The 15146-nt window shown below is 65.4% G+C and carries 16 protein-coding genes; all 16 read left to right on the plus strand.

Annotated elements, in window-relative coordinates; all coding sequences use genetic code 11:
• Positions 1 to 5: 5 nt before the first annotated feature.
• From INT12_RS05655 to INT12_RS05730, 16 genes are read left to right on the plus strand one after another with little or no spacing between them, the layout of a single operon-like run.
• Entirely contained in the window at positions 6 to 260 is a 255-nt protein-coding gene (locus tag INT12_RS05655) for an acyl carrier protein (RefSeq protein ID WP_169884399.1), read from the plus strand.
• Positions 257 to 802, plus strand: coding sequence for a membrane protein (locus tag INT12_RS05660; RefSeq protein WP_017849834.1), 546 nt, complete (start codon positions 257 to 259; stop codon positions 800 to 802). The genes INT12_RS05655 and INT12_RS05660 overlap by 4 nt, the downstream gene beginning before the upstream one ends.
• Positions 799 to 2469: an acyl-CoA synthetase family protein gene (locus INT12_RS05665; RefSeq protein ID WP_193039500.1), complete on the plus strand. Its 1671-nt coding sequence runs from the start codon at positions 799 to 801 to the stop codon at positions 2467 to 2469. The genes INT12_RS05660 and INT12_RS05665 overlap by 4 nt, the downstream gene beginning before the upstream one ends.
• On the plus strand, positions 2462 to 3196 hold the full coding sequence (locus INT12_RS05670; protein ID WP_046384953.1) for a glycosyltransferase family 2 protein: 735 nt from the start codon (positions 2462 to 2464) through the stop codon (positions 3194 to 3196). Before INT12_RS05665 ends, INT12_RS05670 begins: the two co-directional genes overlap by 8 nt.
• Positions 3193 to 4128 (plus strand): glycosyl transferase, encoded by a 936-nt coding sequence (locus INT12_RS05675; RefSeq protein WP_193039501.1) that lies wholly within the window; start codon positions 3193 to 3195, stop codon positions 4126 to 4128. The genes INT12_RS05670 and INT12_RS05675 overlap by 4 nt, the downstream gene beginning before the upstream one ends.
• The gene (locus INT12_RS05680; protein ID WP_102617204.1) at positions 4112 to 5653 is read left to right on the plus strand and encodes an HAL/PAL/TAL family ammonia-lyase; all 1542 of its coding nucleotides are present in this window, start codon (positions 4112 to 4114) and stop codon (positions 5651 to 5653) included. Before INT12_RS05675 ends, INT12_RS05680 begins: the two co-directional genes overlap by 17 nt.
• The gene (locus INT12_RS05685; RefSeq protein WP_193039502.1) at positions 5646 to 6074 is read left to right on the plus strand and encodes an acyl-CoA thioesterase; all 429 of its coding nucleotides are present in this window, start codon (positions 5646 to 5648) and stop codon (positions 6072 to 6074) included. Before INT12_RS05680 ends, INT12_RS05685 begins: the two co-directional genes overlap by 8 nt.
• Positions 6068 to 6754: an outer membrane lipoprotein carrier protein LolA gene (locus tag INT12_RS05690; RefSeq protein WP_046490798.1), complete on the plus strand. Its 687-nt coding sequence runs from the start codon at positions 6068 to 6070 to the stop codon at positions 6752 to 6754. The genes INT12_RS05685 and INT12_RS05690 overlap by 7 nt, the downstream gene beginning before the upstream one ends.
• Complete coding sequence (locus INT12_RS05695; protein WP_193039503.1) at positions 6726 to 9056, plus strand: MMPL family transporter; 2331 nt, start codon at positions 6726 to 6728, stop codon at positions 9054 to 9056. The genes INT12_RS05690 and INT12_RS05695 overlap by 29 nt, the downstream gene beginning before the upstream one ends.
• 33 nt (positions 9057 to 9089) lie before the next feature.
• Entirely contained in the window at positions 9090 to 10337 is a 1248-nt protein-coding gene (locus INT12_RS05700; RefSeq protein WP_026140390.1) for an NAD(P)/FAD-dependent oxidoreductase, read from the plus strand.
• Positions 10334 to 11068 carry a class I SAM-dependent methyltransferase gene (locus tag INT12_RS05705; protein WP_017849843.1) on the plus strand — a complete coding sequence of 245 codons (735 nt, stop codon included), beginning with the start codon at positions 10334 to 10336 and terminating at the stop codon, positions 11066 to 11068. Before INT12_RS05700 ends, INT12_RS05705 begins: the two co-directional genes overlap by 4 nt.
• Positions 11065 to 11547: a hypothetical protein gene (locus INT12_RS05710; RefSeq protein ID WP_017849844.1), complete on the plus strand. Its 483-nt coding sequence runs from the start codon at positions 11065 to 11067 to the stop codon at positions 11545 to 11547. Before INT12_RS05705 ends, INT12_RS05710 begins: the two co-directional genes overlap by 4 nt.
• Positions 11544 to 12710, plus strand: a complete 1167-nt coding sequence (locus tag INT12_RS05715) for a beta-ketoacyl-[acyl-carrier-protein] synthase family protein (protein ID WP_046490805.1) — start codon at positions 11544 to 11546, stop codon at positions 12708 to 12710. The genes INT12_RS05710 and INT12_RS05715 overlap by 4 nt, the downstream gene beginning before the upstream one ends.
• Entirely contained in the window at positions 12707 to 13168 is a 462-nt protein-coding gene (locus INT12_RS05720) for a hotdog family protein (RefSeq protein WP_193058782.1), read from the plus strand. The genes INT12_RS05715 and INT12_RS05720 overlap by 4 nt, the downstream gene beginning before the upstream one ends.
• On the plus strand, positions 13165 to 13893 hold the full coding sequence (gene fabG, locus INT12_RS05725) for a 3-oxoacyl-ACP reductase FabG (RefSeq protein ID WP_193039504.1): 729 nt from the start codon (positions 13165 to 13167) through the stop codon (positions 13891 to 13893). The genes INT12_RS05720 and fabG overlap by 4 nt, the downstream gene beginning before the upstream one ends.
• Positions 13893 to 15119 carry a beta-ketoacyl-ACP synthase gene (locus tag INT12_RS05730; protein ID WP_046384962.1) on the plus strand — a complete coding sequence of 409 codons (1227 nt, stop codon included), beginning with the start codon at positions 13893 to 13895 and terminating at the stop codon, positions 15117 to 15119. The genes fabG and INT12_RS05730 overlap by 1 nt, the downstream gene beginning before the upstream one ends.
• The last annotated feature ends 27 nt before the right edge of the window (positions 15120 to 15146 follow it).

Below are 15146 nucleotides of genomic sequence, written 5' to 3' on the forward strand. Positions count from 1 at the left end.
GTACCATGCAAACTCGTGACGATATTTTCAACACCCTGCGCGCTGCCTTGGTGGAACTGTTTGAACTGGAACCTGGACGCATCACCCTCGAAGCCAACCTGTACCAGGACCTGGAAATCGACAGCATCGACGCCGTGGACCTGATCGATCACATCAAACGCCAGACCGGCAAAAAAATCGCCGCCGAAGAGTTCAAGGCTGTGCGTACCGTGAACGACGTGGTTGAGGCGGTGTACCGTCTGGTCCAACCGGCCGCATGAGCCGGCTGATCGGCCTTGGCCTGTTGCTGGCGGGGTTGCTGTACCCTTTCGCGGTGTATTACGGCACCGAGCACTTTGCACCGTGGCAATTCGGCCTGCTGCTCGGCAGCCTGTGGTTGCTGCGCGCGCTCACGGGTGCGCGGCGCCCCGGCAGCCGCTGGATGGCGGTGGCGATCATCCTGTTCTGCTTGGCCCTGGCCTGGTTCGACAACCCGCACCTGCTGCGCTGGTACCCGAGCCTGGTCAGCGCGTTCATGTTGGCGCTGTTCGGCCTGAGCCTGAAATACGGCCCGCCGATGGTCGAGCGCCTGGCACGCATGACCGACCCGCAACTGCCGCCGAAAGCCATTGTGTATACGCGCCAGGTCACCGTGGTGTGGAGCGTGTTTTTTCTGTGTAATGGCCTGCTGGCCGCCGCCCTCACCCTGTGGGCGCCGCTGAGCTGGTGGACGTTGTACAACGGCCTGATCGCCTACGGGCTGATGGGGCTGTTGTTTGCCGTGGAATGGCTGGTACGACAAAGGGTTCGAGGCCGCGTATGAATGGGTTGAAACTTGAGCACCTGCTGCTTGAGCCGTTGGAACAGCGCTTGGTCACCACCGAGCCTGCGATGAATCACGCCCAGCTGTGGGAGCAATCTCTGCGCCTGGCGGCAGGCCTGCACGCGCGCGGTATCCAGCGCGTGGCGGTGCATCTGGAAGACGCCGGCCTGCTGGCGATCGCCCTGCTGGGGGCCTGGCGCGCCGGGGTCGGCGTGTTGCTGCCCGCCGACCTGCAACCGCAGACTCGCCAACGCTGGGCCGACGCCGTCGACACCTGGCTGACCGACGCCGCGGACCTGGACGCGTTGTATCAGGCGCCGTTGAGCCCGGCCGCCCTCGACCTGGATGCGTGCCAATTGAGCCTGTGTACCTCCGGCTCCAGCGGCGAACCCAAGCGCATCGACAAGACCCTGCGCCAACTGGCCAACGAGGTGCAGGCCCTGGAAACGCTGTGGGGCGCGGACCTCAACGACGCCTGCATCATCGGCAGCGTCGCCACCCAACACATCTACGGCTTGTTGTTCCGCGTGCTGTGGCCGTTGTGCGCCGGCCGCAGCTTCGTGCGCCGCCAGCTGGCCTTCCCGGAGGATTTGCAGCGCGCCAGCCGCGAGCACCCACGGTTCGCCTGGGTCGCCAGCCCGGCGCTGCTCAAGCGGATGGGCGACAACCTCGACTGGCCGGCCCTGAGCCGAGTGTCGCGGGTGTTCTCCTCCGGCGGCGCCTTGCCCCTCGACGCGGCCGCCAGCCTGTACGAACGCTTGCAACAATGGCCGACGGAAATCCTCGGCAGCTCGGAAACCGGCGGCATTGCCTGGCGCCAAGGCGCGCAGCCGTGGCAGCCGTTCGCCGGGGTAGAACTGAGCCAGGACGCCGACGGTGCCCTGCGCATTGCCTCGCCGTACCTGCCCGCCGGGCATATCGAACAGACCGCCGACGCCGCCCGCCTGCATGCCGACGGCCGCTTCGAGCTGCTCGGGCGCCTGGATCGCATCGTCAAACTGGAAGAAAAACGTATCTCCCTGCCCATGCTCGAACAGGCCCTGATGGCGCACCCCTGGGTCGCCGAAACGCGCCTGGGCGTGGTCCAGGAAAACCGCGCCAGCCTCGGCGCCCTCGTGGTGCTGAGCACCGACGGCCTGCATGCCCTGCGCAACCAGGGCCGGCGCACCGTCACGCAAACCCTGCGCCAACACTTGAGCCAGCACTGCGAAGCCCTGGCCCTGCCGCGTCGCTGGCGTTTACTGCGACAGTTGCCGCTGAACAGCCAAGGCAAGCTGCCCCAGGCCGAGATCGAAGCGCTGCTGCTGGCGCCCCGGCCGAAAGCCCCGGAGGTGCTGGAGCAAGTCGAAGCCGATGGCGAATGGACCTTGCAACTGAGCATCCCGCCGGACCTGGCCTACTTCAGCGGCCACTTCCCGGTGACGCCGGTGCTGCCGGGCGTGGTGCAGGTCGAGTGGGCGTTCAACCTCGGCCAGCAACTGCTCGACCTGCCGGCGACCTTTGCCGGCATGGAAGTGCTCAAGTTCCAGCAACTGGTGCGCCCCGGCGACCACGTCGAACTGCACCTGCGCTTCGACCCGCAACGCAGCAAGCTGTATTTCGCCTACCGCAACGGCGTCGCGGCCTGCTCCAGTGGCCGGATTCAACTGGAGCCTGCGCATGCATAACCCCTGCGCCCTGATCCCGGTCTACAACCATGAAACCGCCGTGCCGGCCGTGGTCCACAGCCTGCTCGACAGCGGCCTGCCATGCCTGTTGGTGGACGATGGCAGCAGCCCGGCGTGCGCGGCGGTGCTGGCGCAATTGGCGACCCTCGACAACGTCAGCCTGCTCACCCTGCCGAACAACCAAGGCAAGGGCAGCGCGGTGATGGCCGGCTTTCGCGAAGCGGCGCGCCTGGGCTTCACCCATGCCCTGCAAGTGGACGCCGACGGCCAACATGACCTGCGCGAAGTCGAGAGCTTCATCGACACCTCGCGCCGACACCCCACGGCGGTGATCTGCGGCTACCCCGAATACGACGATAGCGTGCCCAAGGGCCGCCTGTACGCACGCTACCTGACCCACGTGTGGGTGTGGATCAACACCCTGTCGCTGCAGATTCGCGATTCGATGTGCGGCTTTCGCGTGTACCCGCTGGTGCCGACCCTGGCGCTGATGGACTCGGCCTACATCGGCACCCACATGGATTTCGACTCGGACATCCTGGTGCGCCTGGCCTGGCGCAACCAGCCGATGCGCTGGCTGCCGACGAAGGTGCATTACCCCGCCGACGGCCTGTCGCACTTCCGCCTGTTCCGCGACAACGTGCGTATCTCGGCCATGCACACCCGGCTGTTCTTCGGCATGTTGGTGCGCGCACCGATGATTCTGTGGCGACGGTGGCAGGCATGAGCGACAGCAGCAAACACTGGGCCGACCGCGAAGAGCGTGGCAGTTTCTGGCTGATGAAACTCACCGCAGTCGCCGCCAGGCTGCTCGGGCGCCGGCTGTTGAGCCCGCTGCTGTACGGCATCGTGCTGTACTTCTTCCTGTTCGGCCGCACCGCGCGCCAGAGCACCTGGCAATACCAGCAGCGTCTGGCGCAATGGAGCGGCCGCGATGAGCTGCGCCCGACCCGGCGCAAAGTCTTCGGCCAGTTCATGGCATTTGCCGATGCGCTGCTGGACAAGCTCGACGTGTGGAACGGCAAGCTGCGCATCGAGCAGATCGAAATCCACGACCCGGCGCAATTGCGCGGCCAACTGCGCGGCGAGCGCGGGCAGATGCTGGTGGGCGCGCACCTGGGCAACCTCGAAGTGTGCCGCGCGCTCGCGGAGATCGGCGAAAAAGTCACCATGAACGTGCTGGTCCACACCAAGCACGCCGAACGCTTCAACCGCCTGCTGGGCGAAGCCGGCGCGACCCATTTGCGCCTGATCCAGGTCAGCGAGCTGGACCCGGCCACCATGCTGCTGCTCAGCCAGCGCCTGGACGACGGTGAATGGCTGGCGATTGCCGGCGACCGCGTGCCACTGCACGGCGGGCGCACGGTGCGCGTGGACTTCCTCGGCCACGACGCCGCCTTCCCCCAGGGCCCGTGGCTGCTGGCCGGGCTGCTGAAATGCCCGGTCAACCTGCTGATGTGCCTCAAGTACCAGGGCCGCTATCGCCTGAGCATCGAACCGTTTGCCCAACTGATCGAATGGAAACGCAGCACCCGCGAGCAGGTCATCGCCCTGTGGACCGCACGCTACGCCGCACGCCTGGGCCAGTTCTGCCTGGAAGCGCCCCAACAATGGTTCAACTTTTACCCTTTCTGGAAGACCGATGACGACGCATCTTGAGCCAGTAACGTTTGGCGAACGCGCTTTGCGCATTGAAGACGTATTGGCCCTGGCCAATCGTCAGGCGCCCACGCACTTGCAGGATGATGCCGCGTATCGCCAGCGCATCGCCAAGGGCGCGCAGTTCCTCGACTCGCTGCTGGACAAGGAAGGCGTGATCTACGGCGTGACCACCGGCTATGGCGACTCGTGCGTGGTGGCGGTGCCGTTACAGCACGTCGAAGCCCTGCCGCGACACCTGTACACCTTCCACGGTTGCGGCCTGGGCAAGTTGCTCGACGCGCAAGCCACCCGCGCCGTGCTCGCGGCGCGTTTGCAGTCGCTGTGCCACGGCGTGTCCGGGGTGCGCGTGGAACTGCTCGAACGCCTGCACGCGTTCCTCGAACACGACGTGCTGCCGCTGATCCCGGAAGAAGGCTCGGTGGGCGCCAGCGGCGACCTGACGCCGCTGTCCTACGTGGCCGCGACGCTCTCCGGCGAACGCGACGTGCTGTTCCGCGGCGAACGCCGCCAGGCCATCGACGTCCACCGCGAACTGGGCTGGGAGCCGCTGGTCCTGCGGCCCAAGGAAGCCCTCGCACTGATGAACGGCACCGCCGTGATGACCGGCCTCGCCTGCCTGGCCTTCGCCCGCGCCGATTACCTGCTGCGATTGGCCACGCGCATCACCGCGCTGAACGTGGTGGCACTGCAAGGCAACCCGGAACACTTCGACGAGCGCCTGTTCGCCGCCAAGCCGCACCCTGGGCAGATGCAAGTCGCCGCGTGGTTGCGCCAGGACCTCGCCATCGATGCGCCGACTGCGCCGCTGCACCGTTTGCAGGACCGCTACTCGCTGCGTTGCGCGCCCCATGTTCTCGGCGTGCTGGCCGACAGCCTGAACTGGCTGCGCTCGTTCATCGAGATCGAACTCAACAGCGCCAACGACAACCCGATCATCGACGCCGAAGCAGAGCGCGTGCTGCACGGCGGGCACTTCTACGGCGGGCACATCGCCTTCGCCATGGACAGCCTCAAGACCCTGGTGGCCAACGTCGCCGACCTGCTCGACCGCCAGCTCGCCCTGCTGGTGGACGTGCGTTACAACCACGGCCTGCCGAGCAACCTGTCCGGCGCCCCGGCCGACCGCGCGATGATCAACCACGGCTTCAAGGCAGTGCAGATCGGCACCAGCGCCTGGACCGCCGAAGCGCTGAAGAACACCATGCCGGCCAGCGTGTTTTCACGCTCCACCGAGTGCCACAACCAGGACAAAGTGAGCATGGGCACCATCGCCGCCCGCGATGCGATCCGTGTGCTGGAGCTGACCGAACAGGTCGCCGCCGCCACCCTGCTCGCCGCCAACCAGGGCGTGTGGCTGCGCGCCCAGGCCGCCGACGCGCGCCCGTTGCCGCCGGCGTTGGCGGCGATGCACAGCGAACTGGCCAAGGACTTCCCGCCGGTGATCGAAGACCGCGCCCTCGAAGGCGAGCTGCGCCTGTGCCTGCAACGCATCGCCGAGCAACACTGGAGGCTGCATGCGTAGCCCGGGCGTACTGCATTGCGACACTGAAATCCTCGTGCCGTTTTTCGACATCGACACCATGAACGTGGTCTGGCACGGGCACTACGTGAAGTACCTGGAAATCGCCCGCTGCGCCCTGCTCGACAAGATCGGCCATAACTACACAGCGATGCTCGAGTCGGGCTACGCCTGGCCGGTGATCGACATGCAACTGCGCTATGTGCGCGGCGCCACCTTCGGCCAGACGCTCAACGTGCGCGCCAGCCTGGTGGAGTGGGAGAACCGTTTGAAGGTCAATTACCTGATCACCGACCGTACCAGCGGCGAGCGTTTGACCCGCGCCAGCACGGTACAAGTAGCGGTACAAATCGCCAGCCGCGAGATGCAACTGGCGTCCCCTACCGTCTTCATCGACGCGATCGAAAGGGCCCTGAAATGCTGACCCCTGTAGGAGCGAGCTTGCTCGCGAAGATCGTCAACGATAACGCTGGCCACCTGACACCCCGTGGCGCCCTCAGGTTTTTCGCGAGCAAGCTCGCTCCTACAGTGTTCGCGTTGTTTGGTTTTTCGGCGGCGGCCCATGGGTTCGACTTACAGCAACTGAGCGATCAGTTGGCCAAACCCAGCGTGATCCACGGCAGCTTCATCCAGGAAAAACACCTGCGCGCCCTGCCGCAGCCCTTGGTCAGCAAAGGCACCTTCGTCCTGGCCAAAGACCACGGCCTGCTGTGGCTGCTCAAAACCCCGCTGCAACAGGATTACCGCATCAGTACCCAAGGCATTGCGCGGCGTGACGCCAACGGCTGGCAGACGCTGCCGAACAAGAGCGCCGGGGCCGAGCAGAACCGCCTGTTCCTCGCCGTGCTGCAGGGCGACAGCAGCGGCTTGCAGCGTGACTTCGACCTGCAACTGCAGGGCGAAGCCGAGCAGTGGCAGTTGACGCTGACCCCGCGCTCGCTGCTGCTCAAGCAAGTGTTCAAGCAGATCAATATCGACGGCGGCACGCTGGTCCACAGCATCGAACTGCTGGAAACCCAGGGCGACAGCACCGTGCTGCGCATGCAGGACAGCAGCGCCGACCTTCCCCTGAGCGATGCGGAGCAACACGACTTTGCCCAGTGAGCGTTTATTGCCGCGCCTGTTCCTGACCCTGCTGGTGGCCGTGCTGGCCCTGGCCGGCTGGCAATGGCGCCATGGCGCGCCGTTGTCGGCCAACCTGATGGAACTGGTGCCGGGCAACACGCCGGACGCCCTCGAACTGCAAGCCGAACAGCGCATGCAGGAACCGTTGAACCGCGAAATCCTGGTCCTCGTGGGGCACGCCGACCGCCAGCAAGCGGTCAACGTGGCCGAGCAACTGGGCGCGCGCTGGCAAGCCAGCGGCCTGTTTGAAAAGGTCCAATGGAACCTGCAAGCCGACCTGCCGGCACTGCGCGCGCAATTGTTGCGCGGGCGTTTGTCGATGCTCGCGGCCAAGGACCGCGAGCAACTGATCGACCACCCCGACGCCTTCATCCAGCAGCGCGTGCAAGCATTGTTCGACCCGTTCACCGGGTTCAGCCTGGTGCCGAGCCAGGACGACTGGCTGGGCCTGACCGGACGCATTCAGAACAGCCAGCCGCAGAGCGGCGCGGTGCAATTGGATATCGGCAGCGGCGCATTGATTGCCGATGCCGACGGCAAGAGCTGGGTGCTGTTGCGTGCGCGCACCACCGGCAATGCCTTCGATATGAAACTGCCGCTGCAGGTCGCGGACCTGCTCCAGGCCAGCCGCGCCCAGGCCACCGAGCACGGCGCGCAACTGCTCGCGGCCAGCGGTTTGCTCTACGCTGCCAGCGGGCAACAGCAAGCCAGCCGCGAAATCACCTGGGTCGGCGGCGGCGCCACCCTCGGCATTCTGCTGCTGTTGCTCCTGGCGTTCCGCCGCTGGCGCGTGCTGCTGGCCTTCGTGCCGGTGCTGGTGGGCATGCTGTTCGGCGCGGTGGCCTGTGTGGCGCTGTTCGGGCATATGCATGTGCTGACGCTGGTGCTCGGCTCCAGCCTGATCGGCGTGGCAGTGGACTACCCGCTGCACTATTTGTCGAAAAGCTGGAGCCTGCAGCCATGGCGCAGTTGGCCGGCGTTGCGCCTGACCCTGCCGGGCCTGAGCCTGAGCCTGGCGACCAGTTGTATCGGTTACCTGGCGCTGGCCTGGACTCCGTTCCCGGCGCTGACCCAGATCGCCGTATTCTCCGCTGCCGGCCTGGTCGGTGCGTACCTGTCGGCCGTGTGCCTGTTGCCAGCGCTGCTCCAGGGTGTCGACCTGCGCCCGGCGCAATGGCCGTTGCGCATCGCCGAGCGCCTGTGGCTGATGCGTTCCGGGTTGATCAAGCGCGTGCCGAGCGCGGTGCTGCTGGTGTGGGTGCTGCTGTTTTGCGCCGGCGGCTTGTGGCAGTTGAACAGTAAAAACGATCTGCGCCAGTGGATCGGCGCCCCGCCGCAATTGCTGCAGGAAGCCCAGGCCGTGGCGCGGATCACCGGGTTCCAACCCACCAGCCAGTTCTTCCTGGTGCGCGCCGACAATCAGCAGCAGTTGCTGGAACGCCAGGCCGCCCTGGGCCAGCGCCTGGAACAGCTGGTGAATATGGACAAACTCCAGGGTTATCTGGCGCTGAACCAGCTGGTCAACCTGCCCGCCGAGCAACAACAGCTGCGCGAGGCGCTGAATGCACTTCCCGCGCACTGGCAACCGCTGCTGGACCTCGGCGTGCCCGTCGGCGCGCTGCAAGCCGAAGTCGCTCAACTGCAAGCGCTGCCTACCCAAGACATCGACGCTGCGCTGCTCGGGCCACTGGCCGAACCCTGGCGCACGCTGTGGCTGGGCCCGGTCGACGGCGGTGTGGCAGCCATGATCAGCCTGCAAGGCTTGAGCGACCCGGCGCTGCTGCAGGTGCAGGCCGTGGATTTGCCGGGGGTGCAACTGGTGGATCGCCTGGGGGAGTTGAACCGGGTGTTCGCCGCCACGCAGATCAGCGCGGCTGAATTGAAGTTGATGTCGTGCGGGCTGATCGTGCTGTTGTTGATCGTGCCCTTCGGCTTTGGCGGCGCGCTGCGCATCGTCGCCCTGCCGTTGCTGGCCGCGCTGTGCAGCCTGGCCAGCCTCGGTTGGCTGGGCCAGCCGCTGACGCTGTTCAGCCTGTTCGGCCTGCTGCTGGTCACCGCCATCAGCGTCGACTACGCGATCCTGATGCGTGAACAGATCGGCGGGCCTGCGGTCAGCTTATTAGGAACACTGCTGGCGGCACTGACGACCTGGTTGTCGTTCGGCCTGCTGGCGCTGTCGAGTACACCCGCGGTGAGTAATTTCGGCCTGTCGGTCAGCCTGGGCCTGGCCTTCAGCTTTATGCTGGCGCCCTGGGCCGGCCGACAGAAGCACGCCTCATGAATGTGATTATCGCCAAAGCGGCAAGGAGCCCTCGTGCCCATAGTTGAAATGGAACGTCGCCAGGTGGTGGTGATCGGTGCCGGCCCGTCCGGTGCCATCGCTGCCGCGCTGTTAAAGCGTAAAGGGCATGATGTATTGATTATCGAGCGCCAGCATTTCCCACGCTTTTCGATCGGTGAAAGCCTGCTGTCGCACTGCATCGACTTTATCGAAGAGGCCGGCATGCTCGACGCCGTGCAGGCGGCGGGTTTCCAGGTGAAAACCGGTGCCGCATTCGCCTGGGGCGAGCGCTACAGTGCGTTTGATTTCGGCGATACGTTCAGCCACGGCAAACCGACCACCTTCCAGGTGCAGCGCGGCGAGTTCGACAAGTTGCTGGCCGATCAGGCGGCGCTGCAAGGCGTCGACATCCGTTACGGCGAAACCATCGTCGGCGTGGATTTCAGCGGTGAAACCCACTACCTGCATGTGCGCCGGGAGAACGGCAGCGAGTACCACATCAAAGCCAAGTTCGTGCTCGACGCCAGCGGCTACGGCCGCGTCCTGCCGCGCCTGCTGGACCTGGAAGCGCCGTCGGATTTCCCGTTGCGCCAGGCGGTGTTCAGCCATGTCGAGGACCGCATCGAACACCCAGGCTTCGACCGCACCAAGATCCTCGTGACGACCCACCCGACCCAGCGCGACATCTGGTTCTGGACCATCCCGTTCAGCAACGGCCGCTGCTCCGTGGGCGTAGTGGCGGCCAAGGAACATTTTGCCGGCCGCGACAACGACCTGGATGCGTGCCTGCGCGGGTTCATCGACGAAACCCCAAGCCTCAGCAGCGTGCTGCAGAACGCCGTATGGGACACCCCCGCGCGTACCATCGGCGGCTACTCGGCCAACGTCAAAACCTTGCACGGCCCGGGCTTCGCGCTGCTGGGCAATGCCGCAGAATTCCTCGACCCGGTGTTCTCCTCCGGCGTGACCATCGCCATGCGTTCGGCGAGCATGGCCGCGGGTGTGCTGCATCGTCAGCTCAACGGCGAAACCGTGGACTGGCAGCGCGAGTTTGCCGAGCCGTTGAAGCGCGGCGTCGACACCTTCCGCTGCTACGTCGAAGGCTGGTACGCCGGGACGTTCCAGGATGTTATTTTTCACGCCGGCAGCTCGCCGGAGATTCGCCGGATGATCAGTTCGATCCTCGCCGGCTACGCCTGGGACGAGCGCAACCCGTTTGTCAGCGAGCCCAAGCGGCGGTTACGGATGTTGTCGGAAATTTGTGCAGGGGATGCCGTGTGAGCAGTCAGTACTTGAGTAAGAACTACGTCGAAGAAACCAAGTTCGGCTTCTGGTTCCTGCGCAGCCACACCTGGCAGCACCATGTGTTGCGCGTGGCGATCAACGACCTGCGCAGCCTGTTCAGCGAACCGTTGCCGGTGGCGCCGGTACTGCTGGACGCCGGCTGCGGCCAGGGCAAATCCTTCAAGCTGTTGCAGCAAGTGTTTGCGCCGTCCCGCCTGATCGGGCTGGATGCCGACCCGCACAGCCTTGAGCTGAGCAAGGCGGAAGCCGCGCACCAAGGGCTGGACGTCGAGCTGATCGGCAGCGACTGCGCCACCCTCGACGTCGCCGACGCCAGCGTCGATATCCTGTTCTGCCACCAGACCTTCCATCATCTGGTTGAGCAGCACCGTGCATTGAAAGAGTTCTACCGGGTCCTCAAGCCCGGCGGCTATCTGCTGTTTGCCGAGTCCACCGAAGCCTATATCGACACCTGGGTGATTCGCTGGTTGTTCCGCCACCCCATGCAGGTGCAGAAAAGCGCCGAAGAGTACCTGCAGATGCTGCACGAGCAGGGCTTTGAATTCGGCGCGCAGAACGTCTCCTACCCATACCTGTGGTGGAGCCGGGCCAGCGATTTCGGCCTGCTGGAACGCTGGGGCCTGCGCAAGGCACCGCCGGTGGGCCAGCGCGAAGAAACCCTGGTCAACTGCGTGGCACGCAAACCCCTGGCGAGCGCGGCACCATGATGCGTGCGCTGCTGATCGGCTGCCTGTTGCTGCTGAGCGCCTGCGCCAGCCAACCGCCCTTGCCGGCAAAAAACCCGGCCCTGGCCTTGCCGATGCAACTGCACGTGCAGCGCCTGGCGGACGGCCAGAGCCAGGACTGGTTGCTGGTGATCCAGCACGAAGGCAACGCGATCCGCTGGTCGATGATGGACCCGCTGGGCATCCCCCAGGCCCGGCAGAAGCTGATCGACGGCCAGTGGCAGGCCGACGGGTTGCTGCCGCCCAATCCCCAGGCGCGCGAGCTGTTCGCCGCGTTGCTGTTTGCACTGACTTCGGCGGATGACCTCCGCGCGCTGTACCCGAACGCCCAAGCGATGGACCTGACACGCACCCTGCCGGGCCATTGGCAAATCGTCTATCAGTCATCCGAGGTGTTCAGCGTGAACATGCACGGGCAACCGCTGAGCTATCGCATCACCCCGCTGGGAATGGCGCGATGACCGCGTATCTGAATGCCCTCGGCGTGATCTGCGCTCTCGGGCGCGGCCAGGCCGACGTCAGCCGCAGCCTGTTTGCCGGCGACTGCTCCGGCATGCGCGCCGAAAGCGGTTGGGTGCCGGAGCGGGTATTGCCGGTTGCCGGCGTACCGGGCGCACTGGCGACCATCCCGCCCGAGCTGGGCCAGCAGAGCAGTCGCAATAACCAGTTGCTGCTCGAAGCCGCGTTGCAGATCGACGGAGAGATCCGCCAGGCGATCCAACGCTACGGCGCGGCGCGGGTCGGCATTGTGCTCGGCACCAGCACCTCGGGCATCGACGAAGCCAGTCGCGGCATTGCCCGTTACCTGAGCGATCACCGCTTCCCCGACGACTACGACTACCAGCAACAGGAACTCAGCGCCCCGGCGAACTTCCTCGCCGACTGGCTGCAACTGAGCGGCCCGGCCTATGTGATTTCCACCGCCTGCACCTCCAGTGCCCGCGCGCTGATGAGTGCCCGGCGCCTGCTGGAGCTGGGCCTGTGCGATGCGGTGATCTGCGGCGGCGTCGACAGCCTGTGCAAGCTGACGCTTAACGGCTTTACCGCGCTGGAAGCGGTCTCGAGCGAGCGTTGCAACCCGTTTTCGGTGAACCGCAACGGCATCAACATCGGCGAAGCGGCGGTGTTGTTTTTGATGACTCGCGAGCCCGCCCCCATCGCGCTGCTGGGCAGTGGCGCGAGTTGCGATGCACACCATATTTCCGCGCCGGAGCCCACTGGCAAAGGCGCGTTGCTGGCGATGCGCAAGGCCCTGGCCAGCGCGCGCTTGAAGCCGGAGCAGATCGGCTACCTGAACCTGCACGGCACCGCCACCCAACACAACGACGCCATGGAAAGCCTGGCCGTCGCCAACCTGTTCCCCGACGGCGTGGCCTGTTCATCGACCAAACCGATGAGCGGCCACACCCTGGGCGCGGCCGGCGCACTGGAAGCAGCGTTCTGCTGGCTGAGCCTGGCCCACGGCCGGCTGCCGCCCCACGTATGGGACGGCCAGGCCGACCCGGCGCTGCCCGCCTTGCAGTGGGCACGCCGTGGTGACACCTTGAAAAAACGCTGCCTGATGAGCAACTCGTTTGCCTTCGGCGGCAATAATGTCAGCCTGATTATCGCAGAGGCCCCATGATCGATTGGCCACTCGCCGCACTGCTGCCCCACGCGGGCGACATGATCCTGATCGACCAGGTGCTGTCGTTCGACGAAGAGCAGATTCACCCCCGCCTCACCGTCAAGCCCGGTGGCTTGTTCAACCGCCCCGACGGCAGCCTGCCGGCCTGGGTCGGCATCGAGCTGATGGCGCAAAGCGTTGCCGCCTATGCCGGTTGCCGCGCGCGCCAGAACGGCCAGGCGGTGGAACTGGGCTTCCTGTTGGGCACGCGTAAGTTCGAGTGCAACGTGGAGCACTTCCCGGCCGGTGCCGAGTTGACCATCCACGGCCTGCGCTCCCTGGAAGACGACAACGGCATGGGTGTGTTCGAATGCCACCTGACCGGCGACGGTATCCACGCCAGTGCCCGCTTGAACGTATTTCGACCGCCCCAGGCGGCCACCTATTTAGATGAATCGAAGGACGAAACGCCATGACTGAATCCGTACTGGTCACCGGCTCCAGCCGTGGCATCGGCCGCGCCATTGCCCTGCGCCTGGCGCAGGCCGGGCACGACATCGTGTTGCATTGCCGCAGCGGTCGAGCAGAAGCCGACGCGGTGCAGGTCGAGATCGAAGCCCTGGGCCGCAAGGCGCGGGTGCTGCAATTCGACGTTTCCGAGCGGGCCGAGTGCAAGGCAATCCTCGAAGCCGACGTGGAACGACACGGCGCGTATTACGGCGTGGTGCTCAACGCCGGCCTGACCCGCGACGGCGCGTTCCCGGCCTTGTCGGAAGACGACTGGGACGTGGTGATGCGTACCAACCTCGACGGTTTCTACAACGTGCTGCACCCGGTGATGATGCCGATGATCCGTCGTCGCGCGGCCGGGCGTATCGTGTGCATCACCTCGGTGTCCGGGCTGATCGGCAATCGCGGCCAGGTCAACTACAGCGCCTCCAAGGCCGGCCTGATCGGCGCGGCCAAGGCCCTGGCCATCGAGCTGGGCAAGCGCAAGATCACCGTCAACTGCGTCGCACCGGGCTTGATCGACACCGCGATGCTCGATGAAAACGTGCAGGTCGAAGAGCTGATGAAAATGATCCCGGCGCAGCGCATGGGCACACCGGAAGAAGTGGCCGGCGCGGTGAATTTCCTGATGTCGGCCGAAGCCGGCTATATCACCCGCCAGGTCTTGGCCGTGAACGGAGGTCTGTGCTGATGAAGCGCGTGGTCGTAACCGGCATGGCCGGCATCACCTCCCTGGGCAGCGACTGGAACACCATCGCCGCCAACTTTCGCGCCAACCGCAGCGGCATCCGGCGCATGGACGAGTGGGACCGTTTCAGCGAATTGAACACGCGCCTGGCCGGGCCGATCGACGACTTCGTCGTGCCCGCGCACTGGACGCGCAAACAACTGCGCAGCATGGGCCGCGTATCGCGCCTGGCGGTGTGGGCGGCGGAGCAGGCGCTGAAAGACGCCGGCTTGCTCGGTGACGAGTCGATCAAGGACGGGCGCATGGGCGTGGCCTGCGGCTCGTCCACCGGCAGCACCGACGAGATCAAGGCGTTCGGCAACATGCTGCTCAACTCGGTGGCCGAGGGGCTGAACGCCAACTCCTATGTCCGCATGATGCCCCACACCACGGCGGCGAATATCAGCATCTTCTTTGGCCTCACCGGGCGCTTGATTCCCACGTCCAGCGCTTGCACCAGCGGCAGCCAGGGCATCGGCTATGCCTATGAGGCGATCAAGTTCGGACGCCTGCCGCTGATGCTTGCCGGCGGCGCCGAAGAGCTGTGCCCCACCGAAGCCATGGTGTTTGACGCACTCTACGCCACCAGTCTGAAGAACGATGCGCCACAGACCAGCCCGCGCCCCTACGACAGCGGCCGCGACGGCCTGGTGATCGGCGAAGGCGGCGGCATGCTGGTACTCGAAGAACTGGAACACGCCCTGGCCCGTGGCGCGCATATCCACGCCGAAATTGTCGGTTTCGGCAGCAACGCCGACGGCCAGCACACCACGCGCCCGGAACAGAAAACCATGCGCCGCGCCATGGAGCTGGCCCTGGAAGACGCCGGGCTTGAGCCCTCGGTCATCGGCTACGTGAACGGCCATGGCACCGCCACCGACCAGGGCGACATCGCCGAAACCCTGGCCACCAACAGCCTGTTCGGCAGCCGCATGCCCATCAGCTCGCAGAAGAGCTTCCTCGGCCACACCCTGGGCGCGTGCGGGGCGCTGGAGTCGTGGTTCAGCATCGAGATGATGAACCGCGACCAGTACGTACACACCTTCAACCTGGACTCCGTCGACCCGCAGTGCGGCGAGCTGGATTACCTGCAAGGTGAGTTTCGCGAGATGCACCACGACTACGTGATGAACAACAACTTTGCCTTCGGCGGCGTCAACACCTCGTTGATCTTCCGCCGCTGGTCCTGACTTTTTACATCGATTGGAGAAAACGGA

The sequence above is a fragment of the Pseudomonas sp. K8 genome (assembly GCF_014889455.1).
Classification (GTDB): Bacteria; Pseudomonadota; Gammaproteobacteria; order Pseudomonadales; family Pseudomonadaceae; genus Aquipseudomonas; species Aquipseudomonas veronii.